Source organism: Foliimonas ilicis, assembly GCF_039939195.1.
Classification (GTDB): domain Bacteria; phylum Pseudomonadota; class Alphaproteobacteria; order Rhizobiales; family Rhizobiaceae; genus Foliimonas; species Foliimonas ilicis.
Genome location: NZ_JBDUUH010000013.1, coordinates 110,301 through 130,978, shown reverse-complemented (window position 1 = coordinate 130,978; position 20,678 = coordinate 110,301). Strand labels below are relative to the sequence as shown.

Here is a 20,678-nt window from a genome sequence, read left to right as displayed (position 1 = left end):
TGAGACGTTCGAAGCGTCAATGGCTCACTGCGGCCACCTTCAGCAAGGCTGCGTCGATAAAACGAAAACCTTTAAGTTTCTTGGACGCTCCGCTCGGTGACGCTTCGAATTCCAACGCTAGTTAGGATCACGCTTCTTCTTGAGAGTGTAAGGCCCTTTGTTAACATCAGGCTTTATCTTTAGGCCAAGACCTTGCCTATGGGCAAATGCTACGCGATTTGCAGAATAGCTAGGTGCAGACATTGGATAGTTCGATGGCAGTTTCCATTTTTTCCGGTAATCCGATGGTGTCATATTGTGTTTAAGCCGAAGATGACTTCTCAACGATCTGAAGCGCTTACCCTCTTCAAGGCAGATTAGATACCGGGTAGTGATAGATTGTGAAATAGGCACTGCGGGAACTGATGGGTCTTGCGCCGCCGAGACCTGAGATTTGGCGCTGGCTAGAAGGAGCACCGCCTTATAAATGATACCGATAAGGCTTCCTACTTGCCCAATCGGCACATGGTTCTTGGCTACATAAGCTGAAGCAATTCTAGACGTTAAATCAGCTAAGTCGATCTGTTTCGTTAAACACTTTGTCATCGTCAAATGTAGACCCTGCGATTGACCTAGTCAGTTTGAGTTTATCACTCTGCATCTGGTTCGAACAGCGGCAAAGACAGTCCCAGGACAAAGAAAGGCCAATGACCGGATTTTAGAAGTCTATCGCAGCTATATTTCGATAAGCATTAGTGTGATCTGTCTGGCATTAAGCAGGTGCTGGAGCGCGACCTTTGCATTTCTCCGGCATTATGGAGCAGTTGCCACAAGGTTCAGATGTCGGCCGATGCTATTTCCTGACGGTGCCTCGGGCGTGTTGCGTATGGTGGAGTCGTATACGAATTGAAAGCAAAGTTGGTCGAGATCGACAGCAAGATGGAAGAACTCCGATGCGAGATCGTCGTCCTCGAAGCGAAGAAATCAGCATTCGAGACGCCCAACGCAAAAGCAACTCAGTCACATGGCAACCAGCGGAACGGACTGGTCACATCGCCCCGGAGATCTAGCACATGAGGCCGTTATCCGGCAGGCTTACGAACAACGTAGGCGTTTAGACGTGGAGCAGTGCGTAAACGCCTACGTCGGCGGTGCGCAGAGGACCTGAATGCGAGAATCAACGCGTCTCTTGTCAATTTGAGACCGGCTTTCGTGCCCGGAACGAATGTACAGAGCGAAACTGTGATCGCGATCAGGCGATTGTCGCCATCAGCCGCCGTGTGGATGAAATTCGGCAAAAAATAAGCGACATCTATGGAATCCACAATTTAAACTTGGACCTTAAGAAAAGAACCGGCATCCTGCCGTAAATAATAAACCGGCCAGATCTAAGATGTTATCGGTAATGCTTGCGTAGATGTAGTTGATATGGCTTTGTTACAGGAGCCAATGAGCTTTACGGCCTTGATGGTGTTTTACGTTGCGCTGCTGTTGATACCAGCAGCAATCATTTCATCGAGCATACGATCAAACAACGGTGTCAGCGCTCTATCGAGGTCAGGCGCTTCAGGCTTAGGAGAAAATTTTTCCAACATGTGACCCCGCTCGTGATTTTCATTATAGTTCTACCCCAAGGCAGAGCGTTGAAAAGACAGCAACGCGAGAATTTAACTTTTTCTCAACGGGATTGGCCCATCAAGGATGACTGCGCTAACACTAACACACACCGTGTCTGTCTTATTTTATTGATCTCGGCCATTGCGCTCCGGTTGGGGTGTAGCTCTCGCCGAAGTCACAACGGTTGACGAGGTGCAACTGAGCCGCGCGCACTGCTCATCATCCGAAGGCAGACCTTGCTCGCGATAGAACTGAAATATGGCTTACAACTCACGATATGATTGGACTGGGGAACGAACCCGAAAAATACGCATTATTCGGCGTATCGCTTCGTTGATTGTGATCGTCGGTACGTTCTTTTCGTTGATTTATCTCATGTACCGGCAACTGCCGCTCACGTTCTAAGCAAGATCACGTGTAGGTGAAACCCACTTCAGTTTAGGATTTAGTGAGCCGCCTCTCGTGCTGCTAGGTAGCCGCAAAATTAATCTAGGACACGTTCGCCGCGCCGGTGGCGACCTGCCTCGGGTCAACCTTTGACCACCTTGTGCGTTGCATATGTACAAGGGAGACGATAGCAATGGCTAAACGCAGGAAACCTCAGCAGCAAGCGAAGTACGCAAGCAGCGGCAGATACAAGCCAAGGTGGACGCAGACGATCGCGCCAAGCCACGCGCGAAACCGAAATCTGCGATGCAGGCCGGAGCACGAAGATACCCGTTCCGCCCTTCCCCAAACAGCACCATCCCAAACCTGGTGAGGAATGGAAGATCGACCCCCAACCGCTTTATGATGCGCCTTTCTATCTTGGCTCCAAAAAGCTCGACGGAAAAATTGCTCTGATCACCGGCGGCGATTCAGGCATCGGGCGTGCAGTTGCAGTGCTGTTCGCCCGCGAGGGTGCCGACGTGGCTATCTCGTATCTTAGCGAACACAAAGATGCGGAGACAACGAAGGCAGCAGTCGAGGCAGAGGGAAGAAAGTGCATTCTGCTTCCCGGCGACGTAAGCAGCCGTGCTTACTGCAAGAAGGCCGTGTCCCAGACAGGCCCTTGCCAATCCCAAACCGACCGAATGAAAGGCAGAAAACAGGCGATCAGGAAAATATCGCAAATAGGATGCGCTTTCTTGATTTTTGTATAGCTGACAGGCTGGACGCCTCGTATGATCCCACGGAATTCGTCATAGCTTCCTCTTGTTTCAAGACTATTCACCGGCGAGTAGGTGAACAATTCGGCGGAATTGCGTAGCCTGCATCTGGACCATTTCCCTAATTCCACATGATCGCTCCCTGAAACGGATCCTATGAAATTTTCCGCGAATAAAGTTTGTCTATTAACGTCGCCGGATGAGCGGTGAGGAAGATTCGAGCACCACACCCGATTATACGGTAGCGACAAAGGAAAACTGAGCACCTTGTGACGGGTGTTGTCAGGAAGACTATGCGAAACTTCTTTTCGATGCCTGCCGAGAAAGGTCTTTTGATTATGAGGGCAAAGCAAACGAACGACCTTCAGCAAATCACTTATGCTCGCCGAGCGCTTCCTGAGTTATGTAGGGGAGCTACCGCTTCGTAAATCCTGCTAAGCCAAAACCACTCGGCCGAAACCAAGGGTCCTGACCGTTTGGCCCACAACCGAAGTCGCGAATTATGTTACGTGACGACCGTTTCCGCCACTGCAGCCATTTGACTCCGACTGATCTCGGTTGAGTAGCGCTCATTCTTTGCGCAGTTTAACTAGACGAACCGATTAAGGCGATCACTTCCTCGGAAGTTGTTGCCTCCCTGGTCCGGAAACGCATGTTGCTGTCCCAACCTACCCACCTTTGTTAGCGCCCGTCGATTTTTTATGATTATTTTGGCGGAACTTTTGCACCTCCTAATTTGCTGCAGTGACGGGTCGATCGCTGCGCTACGTCCAACGCATCACATATTCGTGATAGTCAGTTATCGATTTCTGGATTCGGCAAGCGCTATCACATGGCTGTCATCGCCCGCCGTTCACGCACACGACTGGCGAAGATGGTTCGCGACGGCGCGCCCAGCTTGACGCCAATCTCGCGCATCAGGGCGCGTAGCACGTTATCGATCGTGCGCATCTCGTTGAGCACGGCGTGGCGGGAGACGAGGAAGGCAGCGCCAGAGACATGAGATTCTACTGAGATCATGATCTCCAAAATGGATTAGCGAAGCTGATTTGCGAGCCTGCTGCGCAGCCTATGCGTGCCGAGCTTCACCGGGAGCCCCGAAAACGAAACGGAGGGCTTACGCCCATAGAATTTGACCGCCTACCTAGCAGATGCCATGAAAATGGTCCCAGATGACTGCGACCAGCAGGAGTAATTGCCCAGATATGACCAAATCGCGCTTTGATCCTTCGTCACTTGGCAGTTCCAGCCGAGCCGTGAGCTGGTTTCTGGGAACGATAGTGGCGGCGATCGTGCTGGTGCTCCTGGTGCAGGCCCGGTTCTTCCTAATCCCGCTGGCCATCGCGATCCTGCTTTTCAGTCTGACGAGCGCGATGATCGGCACGATAGCACGACTCCATTTCGGCTCGTTGAGGATACCCAATTGGTTGGCAAGCGCGACGGCCGTATCGCTTATCACAGCCATGCTGCTGGCGCTGTTCGGAATCGTCTCTTCTCAGATCGACGCGGTGCTTACCGTCGCACCCACCTATGCTGAACGCGGGCAGGAGGCCGTGGCGGCACTGTTCGCATGGCTCGGCGACGACGTCGTCGAAGGCGTGCTTGGCGCGTTTCAGGACATCAATATCAGCGCCTGGCTCCGCGCGGCGGCCGGCTCGGCCGGTAACCTGTTGGTCGCCATCATTCTCGTCATCCTCTATGTCGGCTTCCTGTTTGCCGAGCGACCATGGTTCGAGGTTAAGCTCTCGATGCTCTTTCCAGATTCCAAGCAGGCGCGGCATATCAGCCAAGTCGTCTCCTCGATCAGCCGCAGCGTTCACCACTATATGCTGGTGAAAACTGCGGTCAGCGCCGTCACCGGCTTAGTAGTCTACGGTATCCTGCTCACGTTCGGGCTCGATTTCGCCGAAGCGCTGGCCATACTAACCTTTGTGCTCAACTTCATTCCCAATCTCGGCTCGATCGTCGCGACAACGTTGCCGATGCTGGTCGCGTTGGTGCAATTCGAGAGCTTGCCACCAGTCATCGCGCTTCTCGCGGTGGTCGGGACCGCCCAATTCCTGCTCGGCAATGTGGCCGATCCGATGCTCATGGGACGCACACTGCAAATGTCCTCTTTCGCCATTGTGATTTCGCTGACGTTCTGGGGTGCGATTTGGGGACCTGTCGGCATGTTCCTAGCCGTTCCCATCATGGTCATGGTGATGATCGTTTGCTCGCATATTCCTTCCCTCAGGGCTTTCGCGATTCTTCTGTCACGCGGCGGCCTACGCATGACGGAAGAGAAGGAAGCGGATCAAGATGTCAGAGAATAAATCCAAGGACAATAGGTCCTAACCCTTAAAATTGACTCCGACGGGACGAGAATTTTCGTGCGTCTCAAAAGGCTCCATCGAAGCGTCGCATGCCGCCGAAATCACGCTTCGCGACAATGTCCCGAAAAAACTGGTCAGTTACATGGCAGAAACCAAACGGCTCGCTGAGCCATGACGGCACCACTACAATGATAACCGGCCTCACAACGGCAAAACTTCGACAGAGTTTACCTAAATATCAGGCCTGTGCATGGTGGGCAGGCCAACATGTGCTCTGTGATGGATACGATGAGAGTCCTTCTAAATTATGCATCTTGGTGCCATTTCTACTAATTCCACCAAGACGTCTCATGGAACAAAATGGTTTGAAGAAATGTTATTGCGGCTCCAACACTGGAGTTTGAAATGGACCACTCAAAGCATGTTCGCCTTACAGCCGCCGAGCTAACCGAAGATATCCTGCAAGATGCCACCGTCTATGGCGCGGATGATCATAAGATTGGAACCGTTTCCCATTTGCACGGCACTGGACTCAGCGCCGAGGCCATAATTGACGTCGGTGGCTTTCTCGGCATCGGAGCGAAGCCGGTTGCGGTGGCTATAACAGATTTGGACTTTATGCGCGATGGAGATGGGGACGTCCATGCAGTGACGACCTGGACGAAAGAGCAGCTGAAAGAAATGCCTGAGCATCATCACTAGCGTAAAAGGTTGGCGCATCTTACCTACTTTTTCGACATGAATTTGCCCCACTCTCTCCAAGCCTTGTGGGGGTTGAATGGACGTTGTCGCTAAGCAGATGTGTTATTTGGTAGTGGAATGGTCGCAACGGCGTACGATAATTAAAAGCGCCTTGAGTCCCGCTGACTAAACCCTAGCTCGACAAACAGGTCTCACTTCTAAATCTGGTTGATAAGATCTAAGTTTTCTGGAAAGCTGATCTTAGCTGCGACGACCTGCGCAGCCACGAGACCCGGTTTGGCGTCCGAGAAATCTCCGGCCGGGTCTCACCTTCAACCTGATCCTGCTTTGGTCTAATTAGATACTGTTTTGCGGTAAAAAGTGCGTTTTCATTCAAACGGATGATTGCCGAAGACATTTATCGACTTAGTTACATTTTGCGAACAGATTAACGAGGGAACAATGTCGTCTCTTCAGAGGGCGCAATTATTCTATTTGAAGAAAATTGTACGATCCGAAACAATACTCCCCGCCTATCACAGACAGGCAAGGAACCTTGCAGTGAAGGGTTACGTTCGCTTGATTGGTCCGGACGATCTTGGCGAATTTGTCGTGAAGATAACACCGAAGGGATTGAAAGCGCTCGAAGATGCCAGCCCCCGTCCGTATCCAGACACCATCTAATTACCTAACGCTTAATCTGAACAATTTTGAAACTTGAATGCTTTAGGGGTTCGCAGCGCATCATCGTCCTCGACAACTGGCAGCTTTGCATTGTCGTTTTCCCTGTCTTTTGCAGCCTGTGTGCACCCACCATATCTATCAGTGACTGTCTGGCGCTGTTCCTATCCGGGCCTTACACTATGAGGATAATCACAGTCGTTGATGCTGTCCCTCGGTCCTCTTGAAAGCGCTCTTGACAAGATGCCGCGTTCGGCATGGCCGTATCATGAACTTTGCCTTTCACGGCGTCCCATCTTCCGAATTCCTGCTCGCAGGATTTGCAAGCAATGGAGTTGTCGGTGTTTTATCGGTAACTGGATGACGGTTCCGCCACCCGTTTTGCACTCGACTTGCATTTCGTTTTTACGCGGTGCCTCTACCGGATCGGCCCGTATTCTCGCTGTTATGTTTCATTCTTGTCATCTCGATACGGTTTGCTTCGATCCGATCAGCAGCGGCAAGCAAAATTTCTACCATCTCTGCCTTTGTCCGGCTGGCCGGGCTGGCCGCTACGGCACGAAGTTCTTCAACGAGCGTTGGCATTTGTCTATCCTGTTTAAGTGCGACGATTAAGGTGTGTATAATTCTGTTTTTCATTTTCCAAGCCCTCCCAGAGCTAACCTTTCAAAGAAATTATTACCTGCTCGTAGCAGGAACAGATTGACCGTCAGTCGAAGCCGTTCTTGGATTTGTGTCTATTCATCCATGGACGGCCCCAACGAGTTCCTGCTGTCATTGCGTTGATAGATTCCGTGCATGTGTTCGTAAGCGGCCAACTCATACTCGATGCACATCTCAATAGCCGCGACGCGCCCCGGCAACCGAAACGTACGGTCAGCCCGCATTTCTTTTATGATTTCAGCCCGTTCGCGCGTTATGGCCACGATGAGTTCCGCAACTCTGCGCCGAAGGATTTTCGGTGCCGGTTCTGGCTGGCGGAGTTGCCATGGCAACAGGACCATTCAGGGCTTGCATGCGCTGAGCCCAAAAGACAGACTTGCCACCACTTCATTCCAAACCCCAAGATACATACGATCCATGCGTCACTGCATTCCAACCTCTTAATGCGTCCTGCTTCTGACAAATTTTGGCTTTTCGCTTTCCATCGCCTTGCGCATCAAACCAGCGTTTCAATCCAGGCGACGGCCTTCGGTGAAATTTCCCAAGTACTGTTCAGCCAAGAATGTACAAGCTCACGCATTCGACGGTAGATGCGAGCGTCACCGGGATTGAGTAACTAACAACTGAGATGTCGGCCTAAAAACATGAACACCCTCGTCTGAAATTGAATAACTGTTATGCGTCGGTCCAAGTTGACAATGGGATTGCGATAAAGCCCGCAATCACGTGGTGCATGGAAGCCAAGTACGTTATAGAAAGAAATCATGCGTGAAGACGTCCACACAAAGGGAATTCCCGTCCTCTGCGCCTCCTGCGAAGCGCGGCACGGCGGCATTTGCGGCGCTCTGCACGCGGACCAGCTTGTAATGCTTGCAAAATCGTCCTCCAAACACAAAGCATACACAGGCGAAGAACTCATCGGCGAGGCGGAAAGCATTGACCATTATTCGAATGTGATGTCAGGGGTCGTCAAACTGACGAAAACGATGCCCGACGGCCGCCAACAGATCGTCGGGTTGCAGTTCGTTCCAGACTTTCTCGGCCGACCGTTCAAGGCGGAGAGCGCGGTTACGGCTGAAGCGGCGACCCAAGTCGAGCTATGTTCCTTCCCGCGCGGGGTTCTCGAGCGCATGATGGTCGAGCAGCCCGGCCTGGAGCACCGGCTGCTCGACCAGACGCTGAAGGAACTTGATCAGGCGCGCGATTGGATGGTGACGCTCGGGCGCAAGTCTGCATCGGAAAAGGTCGCGAGTTTCCTGCTGATGATTGCCCACAACATCGACCCCGCGGCAGAGCCTGACCGCCGTAGCGCCGCTTTCGACCTTCCGCTGTCCCGCTCCGAGATTGCCGATTTCCTCGGCCTGACGATCGAAACTGTGAGCCGACAACTGACGCGCCTGCGCGGCGACACTGTCATCCGCATCGAGAACAACCGTCACGTTGTCGTGGACGATCTCCGGCGGCTGGCTCTTCGAGCCGGCGGCTGAGTGGCTCAACCGCTAGCCATGTCAGGCAGCAGATGATCGCGCTCGAAAGCGATATGCCGCCGCATGGAGCCGAATAGCGCGCGTAGCATGTAGCCGAAGGCCTCCGGATTCTCGATTGGCCGGCCGTGGCCATAGGCCAGCAGCGCTTCGCTGAGATCCTCCGCCGCGCAATCGTCCTCCAAATGTTCTGAGGTCAGTCGCGCCACGATCCCGCTGCCACTGCGGCTACGTGCAAACACAGGAAAGACGAACTCCTCCTCGAAGCGGTGACATTCCCTCAGCAGGGGCACCAGGCTGCTGGCAATCACCAGACATTGCAGTTGATCAAGACGTGACGGCAAGTCGTCAGCAATCGCCTCGAGTGCGTCGCAGAGTTTGAGCTTCTGCACATGCACCATAGCCATATCGATGCAGGGAATGAAGCGAGCCGGAGCGCATGCACCATGTACGGGGCATTGTTCCGTTCGCGCGCACCGCGGCGCGGATTCCCTGTCCTTCATGACGGCTTCCTCCAGGCACGGCGTCAAGGCGTGGGGAGTTGAACCGTCTCGTCGACAGGTTCGTTTCGGACGGTGCGCAACTCGTACCAAAGCGCGTTGAGAATGCCGACGGCGGCTGCGAGACCAAGGCCGAGGATCCAGGCAAAATACCACATGTGTCAATTCTCCGAACAAATGTCAGTAAGAGTGGCCGCTTTCAATGCTCTTTTCGCTCACCTTGCCCCACAGCACCTTGTAGACCCAGGCGGTGTAGGCAAGGATGATTGGCATGAAGATCACGGTGGCGATTAGCATGTTGCGTAGCGTCGCGCGGCTCGACGAAGCATCAAACACAGCAAGCGAGTGGTCCGGGCTGGTGCTGGACGGCAACAGGATGGGGAACATGGCGACGCCGACTGTCGCGATTATCATGGCAACGCCGAGCTTCGAGGCGAGGAAAGTCAGCCCCTCCTTGCCTGCCCGGAAGCCTAGGGCGGCGAGCAGTGGTGACGCGACGCCAAGCAAAGGCACCAGCCACAGGATCGGGTATGCGTGGAAGTTGGCGAGCCATGCTCCCCCGTCCGCAATAACCGTCTTGCCGAGAGGATTGGACGGCCCGTCCCAGACAACCGGCGAGGTGACGCGATAGCCGCCGAGCAGGCCCAGCCACACCAGCACGCCTCCGCCAGCGAAAAGCGCCGACGCGATGACCGCGGCTTTGCCGCCGAGCACCCTCGCCCGCGCCGCCACCGCGCCTTCAGCCTTGAAGGTCAGCCAAGCCGCCCCGTGCATGACGATCATCGATAGTGATACCAGACCGCAATAGAGCGCCAGCGGATTGAGCAGCCCAAAAAGGTTACCCTCGTAGATCGGGCGAAGGTCCGGCGTGAAGTGAAACGGTACGCCCTGCAGGGTGTTGCCCACGGCGACCCCGAAGATCAGGGCAGGAACCGCGCTGCCGACGAACAGCGCCCAGTCCCAGCGGGTTCGCCATACCAGCTCCGGACGCTTCGAACGGTACTTGATGGAAACCGGCCGCAATATCAGCGCCATCAATACCAGGAACATCGCGAGATAGAAGCCGGAGAAGCTCAGAGCGTAAAGTGCCGGCCAAGCAGCGAAGATAGCCCCGCCCCCGAGGATGAACCAGACCTGATTGCCTTCCCAGACCGGTCCGATGGTGTTGATGACGACGCGCCGTTCGGTATCGGTTCGGGCCACAAAAGGCAGCAGTGCACCCGTGCCCATATCGAAGCCATCGGTTGCGGCAAAGCCTACGAGCAAGACGCCGAGCAGGATCCACCAAGCCAGCCGGAGCGTTTGGTAATCGAAGAGGAATTCAATCATTGTCATTGACCTTTGCGAAGCGGCGTCATTCGGCGGGCTGGAAGCGTGAAGCAGAGGACGCCGTATCCTCAAGGAGTTCGGCGACTTCGGGTCCTTTGCGGATCGCGGCCAGCATCAGCTTCACCTCGATGACCGCCAGAACGCCATAGACGATCGTGAAGCCGGCGATGGTAATGAGCAGATCGGTAATGCCGAGCGCGGACGTCGCCAGGAAAGTCGGTAGCACGCCCTCGATGATCCAGGGCTGACGGCCGAATTCGGCGACAAACCAGCCGACCTCCGCCGCGATCCAAGGCAGCGGCATAGCCAGCAATGCCATGCGGAATAGCCATCTCGGCGCTTCCTCCTCGCGCATCGTGTGCCAGAGCGAGACGACGAAGACAGCGAGCAGGACGAAGCTGCAGAGCACCATCAAACGGAAGGTGAAGAACAGTGACGGTACGTGCGGCACCGTTGACCATGCGGCATCCTTGATCTGCTGTTCGCTCGCCTGCCGCGGATCTTCTACATATTGCTTGAGCAACAGCGCATAGCCGAGATCCGCAGAGGACGCATCGAAGGCCGCGCGAGCGGACGCGTCTGTGCGGTCCGACTTGATCGCCTCGAGCGCATCGTAGGCGGGAATACCGTTGCGAATCCGCTCCTCGGCATGTGCCACGAGCTCGGTGATGCCTGGAATCTCCTTGTCGATAGAGCGAGTGCCGATCAGCCCCATGACCCATGGTACCTGGACATGCAACCGCGTCTCGCGACCCGATTGGCTAGGAATGCCGAACAGGGTAAACGACGCGGGCGCGGACTCTGTTTCCCACATGGCCTCCATGGCCGCGAGCTTCATCTTCTGGTTGTCGGTCAGAGCATAGCCGCTTTCGTCCCCCAACACGATGACAGACAGCGTCGAGGCAACACCGAATGCCGAGGCGATGACGAAGGAACGCCTTGCGAGTTCAATGTGGCGACCGCGCAACAGATACCAAGCCGAGACGCCGAGCACGAACACCGCGCCGCAGACATAGCCGGCCGAGACGGTGTGAACGAACTTCGCTTGCGCGACCGGATTGAGTAGCACAGCCATGAAATCGGTGACTTCCATGCGCATCGTGTCGGGGTTGAACGCCGAGCCGACCGGATTTTGCATCCATCCATTGGCGATCAGGATCCATAGTGCTGAAAAATTTGCGCCGAGCGCCATAAGCCATGTGACGGCGAGATGCCCTCGAGCGGAGAGACGCTCCCAGCCGAAGAAGAACAGACCGATGAAGGTTGCCTCGAGGAAAAATGCCATCAGGCCCTCGATGGCGAGCGGCGCGCCGAACACGTCGCCGACATAGTGCGAATAGTAAGCCCAGTTCATGCCGAACTGAAACTCCATGGTAATGCCGGTGGCAACCCCGAGGGCGAAGTTGATGCCAAACAGCACCCCCCAGAACTTCGTCATGTCGCGCCAAATTGTCCGGCGGGTCATCACATAAACTGTCTCCATCATCGCAATGAGTATGGAGAGACCAAGCGTCAGCGGAACAAAGAGGAAATGGTACATGGCAGTCAACGCGAATTGCAGCCGCGAGAGGTCGACAAGCAAGGGATCTGTCATCAGAAGAGTCCTTTCGGAGATGTCTACCTCCTAGACCCACGAGCATCCCTGCCCTTTGATCTGGATCAACTCGCCTCAACCAAGCACATGAGAGAAGCGGCATATGACCATGAAAGTCGTGTCAACTCCGAAAGTGCCGCCGTCGTCTGCGTTCGGCGCCATTTCTCGCGCACGTGTTTCGGCCGCATCCGGTTTGAAGCTGCTGCTCGGTTGGCAGTTTGCGCGCATGGTCCTGCGGCTGAGCTTTGCCGCAGCCACCGCACTCCTCGTCGGACGGCTGGTGATGGGTGGCGAGGTGGAAACGTCGCTTCTAATCGCCCTTCCGGCCCTGCTCGTGGCGGCCACTCTGGCCGGGCTGATCTCGGATCGCATCCAGATGCGAACCGAAATCACGGTCTCGGCAAATCTTAGGGGCGGGGCTGCCGAGATGCTACAGAGTATGAGCGGGCGTGCTCTTCAATCCATTCCCACGGGCACGCTCACGATGAGCATGCAGCGTCACCCAGCTGCGATCGCGGCACTAGTCACCAGCCATCGCGCCGCGACTTTGATGATGGCCATAGGTCCTTTGGTGACGGCGGCGGCCCTGATTTGCGTTTCATGGCAGGCCGTACTGCTGTTGTTGTGCCTCACGCCCGTTATGATCATCTTCTTCGTGCTGGTCGGCGATACGATCCGCACGCGTGCTGACGCGCAGGAACGCGCATTCAGCCGCCTGGCCGGTCAGTTCGCGGACCGCATCCGTACCCTGCCGACGATCCTCGCCAATCATGGGCTGGCGGCTGAGGAGGCCAAGCTGGCCGAACGGCTCCAAGTATACGCGTCCAACATGATGACTGTCCTGCGCGTCGCATTCCTCAATTCTGCCGTCATCGACTTTTTCGCGTCGCTGTCGATCGCGATGCTCGCCGTGTTCCTGGGGCTCGGTCATCTGAAGCTCGCGATGATCCCAGGATTCTCAAATCTTGAACTGTGGCAGACCCTGTTCATCCTAATGATCGCGCCCGAGTATTTTGCTCCATTCCGCCGCTTTTCAGAGCAATACCACGCCAAGGCAGACGGACTTGCAGCGGCTGCGGCGCTTAATCGGCTCCTCATTACCGAAACCCCGGAACTGCCGAGGCTTCACGCCGTCGATCACGTCATGGCTGGCATAGATTTTCCAGAGAGCGGCCTCGTTGTTATCGTTGGTCCGAGCGGCTCAGGCAAGTCAACGCTCCTGCGTCGTGTCGCAGGTATCGAACCTGCAACAAGCACGGAGAACAGGAGCCTTGCGGGAAGCAAACTCGCGTGGATTTCCAGCGATTGCTACGTGTCAGGAGAGACGCTGACAGACGCCATCTTGTGGAATAGCGACAGCATTTCTCCAACAATGCTCCGTGACGCAGCCGAAAGAGTGGATCTGCTCGATAATGAAATGTTGCCCGGTGGTCTTGAGGCCCCGCTGGCGGCGGGCGGCGCCAATCTGTCGGGTGGCCAAAGAATGCGAGTTGCCATCGCCCGTGCCATGCTTGGCCACCGGGTAATCATTGCCGACGAGCCCACGGCAAAACTCGACTACCGGACGGCAGCGGTGATCCGCAAGGCGCTCCGCGACCTGGCCGGAACCCGGCTCGTTCTCGTCGCAACCCACGACCGTGAGCTCATCGCGCTTGCGGACCGCCTGTTCGATCTCTCTCCAGTCGCGGCAATGGAGGCAGCGTAATGGTGGCGGACGCATCTCACTCAAACGGGCACGTTTTGTCGGCCGGTACAGATGGACTCGGCTTGCCATGGCGATATGCCATGGCGCTGGCGCTAACTGCGCTCGCATGCGGCCTTCTGCTTGGCGGCCTGTCGGCATGGTTCCTGGGCTCGGTCGCTATTGCGGGCATGTCGGCCGCAGCCTTCACCTTTAATTTCCACATTCCGGGCGCGCTGGTTCGGCTGTTCGCGGTCGGTCGCACAGCGGCAAAGTACGGCGAACGGCTGGTCGGTCATAAGGCGGCGCTGACCGATCAAGTTACCCGGCGGGTGAACCTCTTCCGGGCGATGGCCGGCTCGCCTGCCATCCGCCGCACCGGCTGGCAGCTTGGCGATGAAGCGCGGCTGGCCGATTATATCGATGACGTCGAGGACCTAGATTATGCTAAACTGCGGATCGACCTCCCGACAATTTCCCTCGGCATCGGGCTGATCGGCGGCCTCCTTGCTACCGCTATCGTGACGCCGTTCGCACTTCTACCAATCGGCGTTCTGCTACTCGCGGTTCTGTTCTCAGCGGCAAGACTGGCCGGGGCTGGCGCCATCGCGTGGAAGCATCGCCGAGCCTTGCAGCGTCGAGGAGCGCAGAAGCTCGGCATGGCCATGGCGTCAGCCGTCCCCTTGTGGGCTGAGGACGCGTGGCCTGTAGCCATAACAGACGCGCTCGACCAGTTGTCCGAGGCCGAGCGGGGAATCCTGGCGGTATCCCGGCAACAGGCGATGGTCGACGCACTTGCCGTGTTGCTCGGACCTGTCGCGCTACTCAGCATCGTCGGCGTCGCTTGGTGGATGGGATTACGTAGTGAGGGCTTGCTCGTACCCCTTTTCCTCGGCTTTGCGTGGTTCGCTCTTGGTGAAACCATGCAGGGGGCATCGCGCATTATGGTGGCCCGGTTCCGTCGTCAAACCGCACAGGCAGAAATCGGAAGATGGACGAATGTCCTGCCCGATCTGCGATCAGCAAACCAAATTTCATCTTCCCTCCAGACGCTGAAGCTATCAGCCTTGCCACGGTGCGCGCCGGACGGACGGCTAATGGGAGAGCCTATTACGCTACACCTGCAGGCGGGCCAGCCCACGGTATTCACGGGCCCCAGCGGTTGTGGCAAGACGAGCCTGCTCAAGCAGATTGCCGGCTGGATCGGAAGCGATGCGATCGTCGGCGATGCGAAGCTTCTTTCTGCTCTCGATCGTCAGATGGCCTCATGCTTTTGTCCGCATGACGCGGCGATCCTTGCTGACACGGTACGTGCCAACTTCTTTGCGCGCGGCGCCGCCGACGATGAACTTTGGCAGGCGCTCGCTGCCGTCGAGATGAAGGAGCGTATCGAACTGGCTGGTGGGCTCAATGCCTGGATCACGCAAGACGTGCTGTCGCTGGGCGAGGCGCAGCGGCTGAACCTTGCACGCGTTTGGCTATCTGACAGGCCAATCATCCTTCTCGACGAACCAACAGAGCATATCGACGAGGCACAGGGCGTACGAATCCTGCACCGGCTCCTGGAACATTTACGAGGCCGAGTCGTGGTTCTTTCCAGCCACCGCGCCTTTGACCTTCGGCACGCCACCACGATTCGCCTATGATTTGCACATACTGTCGCCAGGCCAAACCAAGACTCGCGTCGCGGGACAGCGTCAGATCCCACACACCGGCCAACCGCCTTGTTACGATCAGGGCGCGTCGCTGCATTTCCCGACAGCGCCGCTGACAGACTCGGTCGCCTATGCCGGGTCGGGATGCTCACATCGCCACTTCGCGTTTCTTGGGGCGTCTGTCAATCGCCGGTCAGTAAAGCTCTATAATGCGTCCTCCCGGTAGCATAGCCTTAACGGGTTGAGGATCGGCAGAGTGTATTTGTGACTTCGTCAGCCTTCAACTGACAGTGCGATGTCGCGCCAGGTTGAGATGGTGTTACGGCGAAGGTGGCAGTAATCGACGGCGGTCAGGTGTTTCCGGTAAAGATGGAAAAGGTTGGCAAACTGACCGTGGGTTGAAACGAAACGCTGGCATTGGCGACCCGATTTGAAGCCCATCATGTGCCGCTCTCGTTTTCGCAAGAGAGGTGGGTACTCTCGGCGCGATTGTTGAGTCGGCGCCTGGGCGCTGCTGGAATGTCGCCGCGTGGCCTTCAACTATCGCCCTAGACATCATCTGGCGCTGATCGTGCAAAGTGCTTAAGATTGTTTGCCCGCTATGCCGGCACAGGATAGGGCCGGTGTCAGGAAATCCCATCACCTGCGCGCAGCAAAGGCGATATTGTCTTGTGAGAACCTCGATTTGTCTGACAAAAAATTGGTTGGAGAAGCTATCTCTACGGGAAGATCGAAAGAAGCCGCAGGCTATCAAATCAACCGGAATGGAGACTTTCTGCAATGGCCGAAGAAAACGCCAAATTCGCCGTGGATACTTCACTGAGCCATGGGCTTGCAAATCCGGCGCCGATTTACGTAGCAGGCAAAAGGAGTTGTAACACGGATCGTTCCAAATCCCAGAAGATCCCACGCTGATCGTGTCACTTCAGGATATGGGTCGGAATTCCTAGCGGTAGCTTTTCGAGACAAGATTTTCATGCTGATCAGTCAGGGCGCTGCACGCAACGAGCGAATCAACCTCAACTTGGCATGCTCACTTGCAGCCATTGCTGGCGCTTTGAATGCAGCAGCGTTCTATGCGGTCGGCTTCTTCTCCGCCAATATGACAGGCAACGTCTCGGCGCTGTCCGACCACATCGCGACATTCCAGTGGATAGCTGCCCTGTTCTATATGGCGATCGTTGTGATCTTTATCTTGGGGGCGGCCTTCTCCTCAATTATGATCAATGCTGGCAGGCGGCGCGGCATTCACGGCATCTATGCCTACAGCATCCTCACCGAAGCATTTTTGCTCTTTCCGCTTGGCGCGGCAGACCTCTGGCTGCACGATACCATCTTGCGAGGGTCGATCCTCGTGCTGGGCCTTGCATTTCTGATGGGATTACAAAACGCCACAGTGACCCGAATTTCCGACGCTCGCGTGCGGACCACCCATGTTTCCGGGATGGCAACCGATATCGGTGTAGAACTCGGCATAGCCTTTGACATTCTGCGCGGAAAAGAAGGTGAAGCCAGTGCGATCGATAATCGCTCGAAACTGCGTCTGCACCTCCGCACCATTGCCGCTTTTCTTGCCGGTGGCATCGTTGGCGTTCTGCTTTATCAAGCGATCGCAGGCTATCTGCTGGTTATCGCTGCAATGCTGCTCCTACTGATCGCACTGAACGGACTTCATCGCGCTCGTGACGTGCGAAAGACCACTGGCACCCGCCGCATGCAGTGGCGACCGCGCCAGAAACGGTAGTAGCGACGACTACCCGCCGCGTGCGTCCCTGCCTTTTGAGCTGCAGTAGTAACTATTCTACTCAAGCCCTTACTTAGATCCAACCAAGCCTAAGCCCGCAAAAGAATAAGATAATGGGACTTGGACTAAATCCGCTCACAACCTATTTGTAGCCGCTGTACTATCGGGCAATCAAAACTTCGAATGACGCGCATCCACATACAGGTTAAAAAATCTGGCGTCTCCGCCATTTGTGGTAGCTTATGCCACCTCAGGCTCGATGCAGTTTGATCTAACCAGCGAGCCTGGATGGCGAATCCCACTGCAAAGCATAGTTTTTGCTCGTCCAGCATCCGAAAATAGATCAAGCACCGCAACTGTCCAAAAACCTCGCCTAGCTCAATCGCAAGATAGGCGGCATCCTTATACGGGCGACAAGCGCGTGGCCAACGATATCGAACTGACCGTCACCGCCGAAAAGCCGATTTCCATCTAGGCCGAGTGGACAATACGGACGGCCCAGCCACAGGGACGTCCTGGGCTGACGATGCATCATCGTGTCAAGGCGGATCCATACGCTTTAATGAGAAGCTACAGAAGCCATCACACTGATCGATTTCGACACGCTAGGAGACAGACGCAGTCTACGCGATGCACAAAACGCAAGGTTTTCAACCGGTGTTCGTTTCTAAATAATCCGAATGCTCCACGCCTCCAAACCCTTCCTTCCCATACCGTATTTGAACAGGACTCTCTGGCCCTCGGTCAGTTCGGTTAATTCTGAACGGACCAAGGCGGTAGCGTGAACGAACACGTCTTTCTCTTCGCCATTTGGAACGATGAAGCCGAAGCCCTTATCCGCGTTGTACCACTTGACTATGCCGTCCCTCTCTTTTTCCTCAATGTCCGTTCGAGCAGGCGATGCCGGACCAATCACGGGCTCATCATCGATAGGTTTCGCGACTATATCGCCAACTTCAAATATCCGTGAAACTTGATAGCCCTTCTGGCCCTCCTCAATGCTGACCTTTAACTGCGTTCCTTCACTGACGCCGCTTTTCCCCACAGCTTCTAGTAAGCGAATGTGAAGGTAAGCCTCTATTCCATCCGCCGCCTTGACAAAGCCAAAACCCTTTTCCGCGTTAAACCATATTACCTCGGCGTCTATGGACGGCGCCGACGCTATGGGTGGCTGTTGAAAATAGCGCGATTCGGCAGAGCTGTCAGGAAACGGTGCGAAGACATCTTCAAAGCGGTGGCGCCGCAACTCTCGACGGTCTCGATGTCTGCCCATTGATCGTCTCAACTAATTGAGGAAATGCGGTTACTCCCTTCAAGATAATCTTCCTAGGAGAAACGTTGGAGTCAAATCAACGTGATCGCCTTCTGTAAAATTGAGATTGCGGCTGTAAAGCACCGCTCGATCCGAGTATTGACCCCACACACGAAAAGCAGCGATCGCAGCACGAAGGCACGACCGGGGCAGCGCTTCTGATCGGTCAAGCCCGCCTGGAGAGTGCCCACCCCAACACTTTCCAAATGAGATGCCGACGTTGCCTTATAGCATCTCCCGTGCAAGGCCTGCGGCTGAAGGAGATGTGCTCACCTTCATCCGTACCGAATATCGAGAAAATTAAATGAAACATTCGCATCATCTAGTATTCTCGAGGGTTGCTACGGCACTCTGAATTGGGGCGGCGGCATCTCAAAGCACGACAAAAGCCGGCGTGGCAAAGGCACACATGGCTCCACCCGTGATGCGACTGCATCTCTCGTCACTAGCTTTATTTTTCTGCCTTTCTAGCCCCCCCGGCATTACTTCCCCTTCGCCGCATTCTGTCCAGCGTTTTTTCGGAGGTCAACTCGCGAACGGCATTCTTGCCGATCCAGCGAGTCGTCTTTTCGCCGGACGCTGCGAGCTTCTCAGCCAGAGCCAGTGCCGGCCCGTGACAGATGAGGTTTCGTTTGCCGATATTGCGCAACGCCCAGTTGACCGCTTTCATGATGTAGTTGCGTCCATCGCTCGAATGACGCTCTATCAGAGGCAGCCAGCCCAGCAGCGTGGCGTCCGGCTCCTTCTTGCGGTGTACTGACATTCCAGCGATCATCGCGAAGGCCGTGCGGCCAACGAACTCGCGACCATCAGCCGCGAGCTCAGAGATAAGCTGGTCCAGCCCCGCTTCGACGAACAGGTCAGCAGCGGCGTCAACAATCTCCCAGGAATCGAAGCCCTCCGCCCACCGGCGGGCCTGTTCCACCGTTAATTGCCGAGGAACAGCCGTATAAATAGCGAGCACGCGCGCATCACGCACACCCGATTTCCAGAGTTCGAGCGCACGGCTGTGATCACGGCCGACCTGTTTCGCGACCCGCCGCAAGTCCCAGTTCGAGACGCCGATGGCCGTATCCGTGCGGATGCCGACGCGTTTCATGTCAGCAAGTGCCATTTTCGAGCCCATGCTTTTTAGGTGGATAGCTATCTCAGCGGACGTGGATTGGAAAGATAACGAGCCCGATGCCATTTTTTACCTTCAGAGGAGGCAGCCGCATTTCTCGAACAGTACACCCCTGTAGGGCTCAGCGTGATCTGTCGTGCCCACAATCGCAACAATAAAACACAAGATTAGGAAAGGCTGGAGCAAAAGGCAATTCATACCTCGGCAACGCCAATGCATAAAGAAGCGGGGCGGGATGAGCACACGGCTTATCCCGCCTGCGAGTTGCAGGTCGTAGGAATTGTATAATGGTAAATCCCGGCGCGGCAACATAGCCGTCGCTTTCGGTCTTGCCCTAAGAACCGAAAGCCGGTCCATATGAGCGACGCAAACGAGAACAAGCCGAGCCATGGCAACTAGATTTCGGACCACTTCTGGCTGACGGACACTCAGTTTGCGAAGCTGAAGCCGCATCTTCCAGCCGACACCCGCGGCAAGCCACGTGATCAGCGGCATCATTCATGCGATCAAGAACGGTGGACGCTGGGTTGCACCTGCAGTCTACGGCCCAAGGAAGACTTTCTACAATCGTTTCCGGCACTGGGCCGCCAAAGGGATCTGGAGCGGCATATTCGATGCCTTGGCTAATGCTGGCGGGGCACCGACGCAACTGCTCATCGATTCCTCGGCGGTTCGTGCCCATCGCAGTGCGGCGGGTGGAAAAAAGGGGAACTCAACCAGGCCATCGGCAGATCGCGGCGGGCGCACCACCAAGATCCACGCCCTGACAGATGGGATGTGCAGGCCCGTCGCCTTCCTGTTGACGGGCGGCCATGTCGCCGATTGCACGGCGGGCGAACTGCTGATCGATCGGATGCCGCCCACGTCCCTCCTGAACGCCAACGATAGCGACGCCATCCCGTCGCCAGGTCAAACAGCGCGGCGCTTTCGCCAATATCCCACCGAAAGCGAACAGGAAGTGGAAGAACTGCTTCTCCCCGTATCTCTATCAGGACCGCAACACCATCGAACGCATGTTCTGCAGGCTCAAGGACTTCCGTCGCATCGCCACCCGCTACGACCGGCTCGCTACCAACTTCCTGGCAGCAATCTGCATCGCCGCAACCGGCCCCTAGGTCTGGACGGAATATTGAGCTTCAGAACTATCCACCTTCTTGAAACCTCATTTACGA

General features: G+C 55.8%; 15 protein-coding genes and 3 pseudogenes. 8 read left to right on the top strand and 10 right to left on the bottom strand.

All coding sequences use genetic code 11. The features are described from left to right. Positions 1-117 precede the first annotated feature (117 nt). The gene (locus tag ABFT80_RS23530; RefSeq protein WP_347974424.1) at positions 118-585 is read right to left on the bottom strand and encodes a MucR family transcriptional regulator; all 468 of its coding nucleotides are present in this window, start codon (positions 583-585) and stop codon (positions 118-120) included. 1,644 nt (positions 586-2,229) lie between these two features. On the opposite strand from ABFT80_RS23530, the pseudogene ABFT80_RS23525 reads away from it, so the two are divergent. After that, a pseudogene (locus ABFT80_RS23525) lies at positions 2,230-2,642 on the top strand (SDR family NAD(P)-dependent oxidoreductase); the annotation flags it as partial. 930 nt (positions 2,643-3,572) lie between these two features. Here ABFT80_RS23525 and ABFT80_RS23520 read toward each other — a convergent pair. Beyond that, the gene (locus tag ABFT80_RS23520; protein WP_455189994.1) at positions 3,573-3,764 is read right to left on the bottom strand and encodes a hypothetical protein; all 192 of its coding nucleotides are present in this window, start codon (positions 3,762-3,764) and stop codon (positions 3,573-3,575) included. Between the two features lie 260 nt (positions 3,765-4,024). Between ABFT80_RS23520 and ABFT80_RS23515 the strand changes: the two genes are divergently transcribed. Both ABFT80_RS23515 and ABFT80_RS23510 read left to right on the top strand, forming a co-directional pair. Beyond that, entirely contained in the window at positions 4,025-5,059 is a 1,035-nt protein-coding gene (locus ABFT80_RS23515; RefSeq protein WP_347974376.1) for an AI-2E family transporter, read from the top strand. Positions 5,060-5,464: 405 nt separating this feature from the next. Beyond that, positions 5,465-5,761: a PRC-barrel domain-containing protein gene (locus ABFT80_RS23510; RefSeq protein WP_347974375.1), complete on the top strand. Its 297-nt coding sequence runs from the start codon at positions 5,465-5,467 to the stop codon at positions 5,759-5,761. A gap of 1,065 nt (positions 5,762-6,826) precedes the next feature. On the opposite strand, the gene ABFT80_RS23505 is transcribed toward ABFT80_RS23510, so the two are convergent. Further along, positions 6,827-7,060, bottom strand: coding sequence for a hypothetical protein (locus tag ABFT80_RS23505; protein WP_347974374.1), 234 nt, complete (start codon positions 7,058-7,060; stop codon positions 6,827-6,829). 788 nt (positions 7,061-7,848) lie between these two features. Between ABFT80_RS23505 and ABFT80_RS23500 the strand changes: the two genes are divergently transcribed. Then, positions 7,849-8,571 carry a Crp/Fnr family transcriptional regulator gene (locus ABFT80_RS23500; RefSeq protein ID WP_347974373.1) on the top strand — a complete coding sequence of 241 codons (723 nt, stop codon included), beginning with the start codon at positions 7,849-7,851 and terminating at the stop codon, positions 8,569-8,571. 5 nt (positions 8,572-8,576) lie between these two features. Here the strand turns inward: ABFT80_RS23500 and ABFT80_RS23495 are convergent, their stop codons facing one another. The 4 genes from ABFT80_RS23495 to ABFT80_RS23480 are packed head-to-tail and all read right to left on the bottom strand — an operon-like array spanning position 8,577 to position 11,991. Continuing rightward, positions 8,577-9,071: a hemerythrin domain-containing protein gene (locus ABFT80_RS23495; RefSeq protein ID WP_347974372.1), complete on the bottom strand. Its 495-nt coding sequence runs from the start codon at positions 9,069-9,071 to the stop codon at positions 8,577-8,579. A gap of 23 nt (positions 9,072-9,094) precedes the next feature. Further along, positions 9,095-9,226: a cytochrome bd-I oxidase subunit CydX gene (gene cydX / locus ABFT80_RS23490; RefSeq protein ID WP_347974371.1), complete on the bottom strand. Its 132-nt coding sequence runs from the start codon at positions 9,224-9,226 to the stop codon at positions 9,095-9,097. A gap of 22 nt (positions 9,227-9,248) precedes the next feature. Continuing rightward, the gene (cydB, locus tag ABFT80_RS23485; RefSeq protein ID WP_347974423.1) at positions 9,249-10,397 is read right to left on the bottom strand and encodes a cytochrome d ubiquinol oxidase subunit II; all 1,149 of its coding nucleotides are present in this window, start codon (positions 10,395-10,397) and stop codon (positions 9,249-9,251) included. Positions 10,398-10,422: 25 nt separating this feature from the next. Further along, positions 10,423-11,991, bottom strand: a complete 1,569-nt coding sequence (locus ABFT80_RS23480; RefSeq protein WP_347974370.1) for a cytochrome ubiquinol oxidase subunit I — start codon at positions 11,989-11,991, stop codon at positions 10,423-10,425. A gap of 103 nt (positions 11,992-12,094) precedes the next feature. On the opposite strand from ABFT80_RS23480, the gene ABFT80_RS23475 reads away from it, so the two are divergent. Both ABFT80_RS23475 and ABFT80_RS23470 read left to right on the top strand, forming a co-directional pair. After that, a complete protein-coding gene (locus ABFT80_RS23475) occupies positions 12,095-13,696 on the top strand; it encodes an ATP-binding cassette domain-containing protein (RefSeq protein WP_347974369.1) in 1,602 nt (533 codons plus the stop codon). Between the two features lie 80 nt (positions 13,697-13,776). Beyond that, positions 13,777-15,318 (top strand): ATP-binding cassette domain-containing protein, encoded by a 1,542-nt coding sequence (locus ABFT80_RS23470; RefSeq protein WP_347974368.1) that lies wholly within the window; start codon positions 13,777-13,779, stop codon positions 15,316-15,318. A gap of 282 nt (positions 15,319-15,600) precedes the next feature. Here the strand turns inward: ABFT80_RS23470 and ABFT80_RS23465 are convergent. After that, positions 15,601-15,824 (bottom strand): annotated as a pseudogene (locus tag ABFT80_RS23465) (DDE-type integrase/transposase/recombinase); the annotation flags it as partial. 479 nt (positions 15,825-16,303) lie between these two features. On the opposite strand from ABFT80_RS23465, the gene ABFT80_RS23460 reads away from it, so the two are divergent. Then, positions 16,304-17,071 (top strand): YoaK family protein, encoded by a 768-nt coding sequence (locus ABFT80_RS23460; protein WP_347974367.1) that lies wholly within the window; start codon positions 16,304-16,306, stop codon positions 17,069-17,071. 667 nt (positions 17,072-17,738) lie between these two features. On the opposite strand, the gene ABFT80_RS23455 is transcribed toward ABFT80_RS23460, so the two are convergent. Together ABFT80_RS23455 and ABFT80_RS23450 are read right to left on the bottom strand one after the other, a co-directional pair. Next, positions 17,739-18,344 carry a cold-shock protein gene (locus tag ABFT80_RS23455; RefSeq protein ID WP_347974366.1) on the bottom strand — a complete coding sequence of 202 codons (606 nt, stop codon included), beginning with the start codon at positions 18,342-18,344 and terminating at the stop codon, positions 17,739-17,741. 490 nt (positions 18,345-18,834) lie between these two features. Further along, positions 18,835-19,572 carry a DNA alkylation repair protein gene (locus ABFT80_RS23450; RefSeq protein ID WP_347974365.1) on the bottom strand — a complete coding sequence of 246 codons (738 nt, stop codon included), beginning with the start codon at positions 19,570-19,572 and terminating at the stop codon, positions 18,835-18,837. A 333-nt stretch (positions 19,573-19,905) separates the two neighbouring features. On the opposite strand from ABFT80_RS23450, the pseudogene ABFT80_RS23445 reads away from it, so the two are divergent. Then, a pseudogene (locus ABFT80_RS23445) lies at positions 19,906-20,621 on the top strand (IS5 family transposase). The last annotated feature ends 57 nt before the right edge of the window (positions 20,622-20,678 follow it).

Coding starts and splice junctions, on each gene's coding strand:
- ABFT80_RS23450 (WP_347974365.1), bottom strand. CDS start 19,572: ATGGCATCGGGCTCGTTATCTTTCCAATCCACGTCCGCTGAGATAGCT.
- ABFT80_RS23460 (WP_347974367.1), top strand. CDS start 16,304: ATGCTGATCAGTCAGGGCGCTGCACGCAACGAGCGAATCAACCTCAAC.
- ABFT80_RS23505 (WP_347974374.1), bottom strand. CDS start 7,060: ATGAAAAACAGAATTATACACACCTTAATCGTCGCACTTAAACAGGAT.
- ABFT80_RS23495 (WP_347974372.1), bottom strand. CDS start 9,071: ATGAAGGACAGGGAATCCGCGCCGCGGTGCGCGCGAACGGAACAATGC.
- cydX (WP_347974371.1), bottom strand. CDS start 9,226: ATGTGGTATTTTGCCTGGATCCTCGGCCTTGGTCTCGCAGCCGCCGTC.
- ABFT80_RS23475 (WP_347974369.1), top strand. CDS start 12,095: ATGACCATGAAAGTCGTGTCAACTCCGAAAGTGCCGCCGTCGTCTGCG.
- cydB (WP_347974423.1), bottom strand. CDS start 10,397: ATGATTGAATTCCTCTTCGATTACCAAACGCTCCGGCTGGCTTGGTGG.
- ABFT80_RS23520 (WP_455189994.1), bottom strand. CDS start 3,764: ATGATCTCAGTAGAATCTCATGTCTCTGGCGCTGCCTTCCTCGTCTCC.
- ABFT80_RS23470 (WP_347974368.1), top strand. CDS start 13,777: ATGGCGCTGGCGCTAACTGCGCTCGCATGCGGCCTTCTGCTTGGCGGC.
- ABFT80_RS23480 (WP_347974370.1), bottom strand. CDS start 11,991: ATGACAGATCCCTTGCTTGTCGACCTCTCGCGGCTGCAATTCGCGTTG.
- ABFT80_RS23510 (WP_347974375.1), top strand. CDS start 5,465: ATGGACCACTCAAAGCATGTTCGCCTTACAGCCGCCGAGCTAACCGAA.
- ABFT80_RS23500 (WP_347974373.1), top strand. CDS start 7,849: ATGCGTGAAGACGTCCACACAAAGGGAATTCCCGTCCTCTGCGCCTCC.
- ABFT80_RS23530 (WP_347974424.1), bottom strand. CDS start 585: ATGACAAAGTGTTTAACGAAACAGATCGACTTAGCTGATTTAACGTCT.
- ABFT80_RS23455 (WP_347974366.1), bottom strand. CDS start 18,344: ATGGGCAGACATCGAGACCGTCGAGAGTTGCGGCGCCACCGCTTTGAA.